The following is a 5262-nucleotide window of genomic DNA, read 5'->3' on the forward strand; positions in this document are numbered from 1 at the left end:
TCCTGCATGCCGTGGAAGCCCTGCACGGAGACCTGGGGATCGTTGGCCCGGACGACGTCTTTCTGGCCATGTCCTACAGCGGAGAAACGGATGAACTGAATATACTGATGCCCAGCATCCGCAACATCGGGTGCACCGTGATCGCCATGACGGGAAACCCGGCATCCACTCTGGCCAAACACAGTGACATCGTCATCGATGTCGGCGTGGAAAAAGAGGCCTGCCCATTGGGCTTAGCACCCACGGCCAGCACCACCGCGCTGCTGGCCATGGGGGATGCGCTGGCCGTGGTCCTGATCAACAAAAAGCAATTCAAAACCAGTGACTTCAAGCGATTTCATCCCGGCGGGGCGCTGGGTCAGCGGCTGTTCAGCCAGGTGAGGGACATCATGTTCACCGGTGATGCCGTTCCCATGGTCAACGCATCGGTATCCATGGAAGAAGCCGTGGAAGAGATGGACCGTCACGGGTTGGGTGCCCTGATCATCGTTGGCGAAGACCAACGGCTAGCAGGCATCCTCACCGACGGGGACCTCAGGCGGATGATCGCCCAAAAAAAGCAGGTTCTCGAACAATCCCTGACTGCGGTGATGACCCCATCGCCCCTGCATACATTTCCCCAGACACCTGCCTTTGATGCCCTCACCGTTATGGAGCGTCATGAAATCACTGTCCTGCCGATCATCGACAGTGACCGTCGGGTGCTGGGGATCCTGCATCTGCATGACATCCTCGGCAAGGGCGAATTCAAGTTCAATGGACTCGATTCCGAAAAGAAGCATAGCCTGAACGGTTCACCTGCAAGGAGTGTTTATGAATCCAGAAACCATTGAAACCCGTATTCAGTCGCTGGGTGAAGCCAAAATTCCATCGCCGATGCTCAAGGAAGAGCATGGCGGGATTCACCACCTGTTCGTTTCCGATGATGATCAAGTGATGATCAATATCAAGCGGGCCAATATCGAAGCGATGCTCGCAAAAGGCATCACCCCTCCCGCATTCGAAGTGGCCGGCCCGCGACGAAAAGTCTATTTCGACGCCTCCAAGCTCCGGTGTGCCATCGCCACCTGCGGGGGGCTGTGCCCGGGGTTGAACGACATCATCCGCGCCATTGTGCTGGAATTGCACTACCGCTATGGCGTGAAGATCATCTACGGTGTCCGCCACGGACTGGAGGGATTCATCCCCGATTACAACCACGATTTTCTCGACCTGACCCCGGCCCGGGTCACCACGATCATGAACATGGGGGGTTCCATTCTCGGGTCGTCGCGCGGGGCACAGGACATCGATCGGGTCGTGGACTGCCTGGAGGTGAACAATATCGGCATTCTCTTCATGGTGGGTGGAGACGGCACGCTCATGGCCGCATCCAGGATTGCCGACACCATCTCTCAAAGGGGACTGAAAATCAGCGTCGTGGGCATTCCCAAAACCATCGACAACGACATCCATTTGGTTTCCCGCTCCTTCGGATTCGACACCGCGGTGGATGTCGCCCGCATGGCCATCCAGAGCGCCCATAACGAGGCCATCGCCTACCCCAACGGCGTGGGCCTCATCAAACTCATGGGACGGCACTCCGGTTTCATTGCCGCCACGGCGGCACTAGCTCAGCAGGATGCCAATTTCGTGTTGATTCCGGAAGTTGACTTCGACCTCGAGGGACCCAAAGGATTGATGGACGCTTTGATGGCCCGGGTGACCAGCCGGGGCCATGCGGTGATCGTGGTGGCCGAAGGGGCCGGACAAAAATTTTTCGACCATGTGGATGAGCGTCGGGATCCCTCCGGAAATATCCGGCTCAACGACATCGGTCCGTTTCTCAAGGAGGCGATCAAGGCTCACTTTTTCCAAAAGAACATTCCGCTGAACATCAAATACATCGATCCCAGCTACATGATTCGCAGCCTTCCGGCCAATGCCAATGACAGTGTGTTCTGCGGGTTTTTAGGCAGGGATGCGGTACACGCGGGCATGGCGGGAAAAACCAAGCTGGTCATCGGCCATTGGAACAACCATTTCGTGCATTTGCCCATGGAGGCCACGGCGGGCAGGAGAAAACAGGTCAGGCCCAACGGAAAGCTGTGGACAACCGTACTGGAATCTACCGGTCAGCCATCGCTTAAAAACGGTCAGCCGTAAGAAAGAGGTTCGGGGTTCGGGGTTCAGAGGTTAAGGTTTCTTGTCTCTGGTTTCTGGTTACAGCTATCAGCTTTGAGCTATGAGCTTACCAGCTATTTGGTTCGGGGTTCAGAGTTAAAAAGCGCAGCCCCCCTGCCCGCTCAACCCCGAACCTCTGAACCTACCAACCCTGAACCTCTGAACGGTTCTCAATGGTGGACAGCAATTCCGCAATAACCCGGGCGTGACGGCGGGCCGCCCCTTGATTGGAAAGCACCGCCTTTTTTGCCAAACGGCCCAACCGACGGGCTTCATCGGGATGTTCCAGCAAATCGACAACCCGGTCGGCCAACTCCATTTCGTCTTTCACACAGATACCACCGCCTGCCGTTTCGAGCAGGGTTCGCGCCTCTTCAAAATCCTCCATGGAGGGACCAAAGAGCACCGGTTTGGCCCACACGGCCGCCTCGAGCACATTTTGCCCGCCCAGCGGCACGAGGCTCGCCCCGCAAAACACCACCGAGGCGATGCCGTAAACGTCGCGCAATTCACCGATGGTGTCCAGGATCACCACCGGCGCAGACCGTGCGCCCCCTGCTTCGCCAAGTTGCGTCCGATACTGCCAGCCGATCCCTTTGGCACGCGCAATGTCTGCAATCCGGGATGACCGGTTCAGGTGCCGCGGAGCGATAATGAATACCAACCCCGGGATCTGCATTGCCAAGCGGTCATAAACCGCCATCAGAATATCCGCTTCCGCCCCGCGAACACTTCCCGCGATAAATACCGGTGTGTCTTCATTTACGGCGTAAAGCCGCCTCAATTCTTGAATACCGGCGTCATCCCGACCCAAACCAGGGGCGTCCATCTTGGCATTGCCGTTGATTTGGACCCGATGGGCCGGAGCACCTAAGGATATGATCCGTCGGGCATCCGCTTCGGAGATCATGCTGAAGGCATCCACCTTTGCCAGCGCAGGTTTTATCAGCCGGCGGAGTCTCCTATACGAACGAATCGACCGGTCAGAAATGCGGCCATTGATAAACACCGTTTTAATGCCGGTCCCATGGGCCTTCGCGATCCAGTTGGGCCAGATTTCCGTCTCCATGCAAACCAGCAGATCAGGCCGGTGAGCGCCTATAAACCGCCTGGTGGCCCCCCATAAATCCACCGGCGCGTATCGCACGGTGGCCCGGCCGGCGAATCGCCTGCAGGCGTCTCGCTGGCCGGTCATCGTTGTGGTGGTAAGAAGAATTGACGCGTTGCTCCCGGTCATGTTCAAGGCGTTGACGATGGCTTCAGCCGCCTTCACCTCACCCACGGAGACGGCATGGATCCAGAGTCTCGGGCGTCCAGGCATAATCGGAGCCAGTTGATTTTGATCGTATCCCAGTCGTTGGGTCAGCGCCGCCTTCCGCTCCGGGTCTTTCTTCTCGTGGCACCAGATGGCAGGAAGGGCGATCAGGGAAAGCCCGAACGCAAAAAAATTATAGGTGAAATGGTAAGCGTTCACGGGTTCTGGGTTCTGCGTTCAGAGGTTCTGGTCTCTGGCATTTGTTTCACTGTTCACTGTTCACTGTTCACTGCTCACTGCTCACCGCTCACTGCTTACCGCTCACTGCTTACCGCTCAGGCTTTCAGTGGTTGGCGTGGCCTCAACAAACCGTCCCCGATTAATCCGAAGCATGTACAGGGTTTTCTCCGCTTCCCCGTTTTCAGCGAAGCCGGTCCGGCCGGAAACACCCTCGAAATCGAAGATTTGCAACAGCGCCTGCTTCAAGTCTCGCCTAGAATCGGTGGCGGTTTGACGCATGGTCTGGAATACCATCATGGCACTGTCATAGGCAACGGCCTCGATGAAGCCCGGAACCCTGCCGTAGGCATGTTGGAAAGCCGCCACAAATTGTTTGACCGTTGCGGACTGGCTCTTGGCAAAGAAGCCGTCGGCGATCAGTGTGCCTTTCATGTACTCTCCGGACATTTCCAAAAGGGTCTCGGAGTTCCACAGGTTGGTGCCCAACAAATACACATCGCGGATATCGTAGTAGGCCAGTTGCGGTATGATCAACCCCGCTTTTTTTGGCGCATCAGGAATGAAGACCGCATCAAATTCAACAATGGGGTGCCATTGGTCTTCCCTGTCCGAAGGGTGGCGCCCAAGGTTGTCGATGGCTTTTCTATCCAGGGGAAGCCCGCTGATCCGCTCCACCGGGTCGGGGATCGCATCTCGTCCACGTTGGCTTGACGCTTCCATGAGGGGCAGCAGCGACGATTGAAGCCGCGGTATGCTGGCCACCCTCAAATCCGAGGGGACATCATAGAAAATTCCCGCCATTTTTTTTATGGGTTTGGCGAAATCCGTGCCCTCGGGATCATACATCTCGACACCGTTAACCACGCCACCATAATTGACGACCTGGTCCCAGAACAGGTTCATGTAGCGCCGACCGTAATTTTCATCGGGATAGAGGATGGCAAACCGCCTGGCACCCAATTCTTCGACAGCGAATGATACCAGGGACCGCACCTGCATCTGAGGGGTGATGAAATTTCTGAATACATAGGGACCGATATCCGGAAGTCCATCCCGCTGGGTAAAAACGAATATTGGAATCCCCCGGGCCTGTGCGCTTTCGGAGGCAGCCTCGGCGGTGGACATGGGCCCCAAGATGGCCCCGACTTTTTGTTGATCGAGTTGATCGACCGCCTTGATGGCCACAGCGGGATCGGATTCGGAATCCTTGACAATGATGGTGAAAGGAATTCCGCCACCGGTCTGACCGGTCTGGCTCAGCGCCATTTCGATCCCGTTTAATGCACGCTGGCCAAATACGGAATAGGAACCGGAAAGGGGCAGCACACAGCCGACGGTAAAGGGGGTAAAGCGGGCCCGTTCCGTCAGCGAATGGATCATGTCCGACGCATCTGGGTTGTCCGGATGCTCGGGGAATCGCTCCACAAAAGCCTTGAGGACATCCATTGCATCATCATATTTCTCATCCAGAATGAAGGCCATTCCTAGCCGATAAAGCAAAAGGCCCATGAGGCGTCGATCCGTCACCTGCGAAATTAACTGCTGCAGGTCATCGGCGCTGAGCTGTTCGGCGGTGCGCTTTAATTGGGTCCAGGCGGCATCCA

At 56.6% G+C, this 5262-nt stretch carries 4 protein-coding genes; 2 read left to right on the forward strand and 2 right to left on the reverse strand.

The genetic code is table 11. The annotated features are described in order from the left end of the window. Together ABYV26_RS20155 and ABYV26_RS20160 are read left to right on the forward strand one after the other, a co-directional pair. On the forward strand, nucleotides 1-833 hold an 833-nt coding region (locus ABYV26_RS20155; protein WP_372683158.1), incomplete at its 5' end, for an SIS domain-containing protein. After that, on the forward strand, nucleotides 814-2145 hold the full coding sequence (locus tag ABYV26_RS20160; RefSeq protein ID WP_372683159.1) for an ATP-dependent 6-phosphofructokinase: 1332 nt from the start codon (nucleotides 814-816) through the stop codon (nucleotides 2143-2145). The genes ABYV26_RS20155 and ABYV26_RS20160, both read left to right, overlap by 20 nt. A 160-nt stretch (nucleotides 2146-2305) precedes the next feature. On the opposite strand, the gene ABYV26_RS20165 is transcribed toward ABYV26_RS20160, so the two are convergent. Both ABYV26_RS20165 and ABYV26_RS20170 read right to left on the reverse strand, forming a co-directional pair. After that, entirely contained in the window at nucleotides 2306-3637 is a 1332-nt protein-coding gene (locus ABYV26_RS20165; protein WP_372683160.1) for a 3-deoxy-D-manno-octulosonic acid transferase, read from the reverse strand. Nucleotides 3638-3739: 102 nt separating this feature from the next. Next, nucleotides 3740-5262, reverse strand: a 1523-nt coding sequence (locus ABYV26_RS20170) for an ABC transporter substrate-binding protein (RefSeq protein ID WP_372683161.1), incomplete at its 5' end; no start/stop codon positions are given.

It is taken from the genome of Desulfosarcina sp., assembly GCF_041551955.1.
Lineage (GTDB): Bacteria > Desulfobacterota > Desulfobacteria > Desulfobacterales > Desulfosarcinaceae > Desulfosarcina.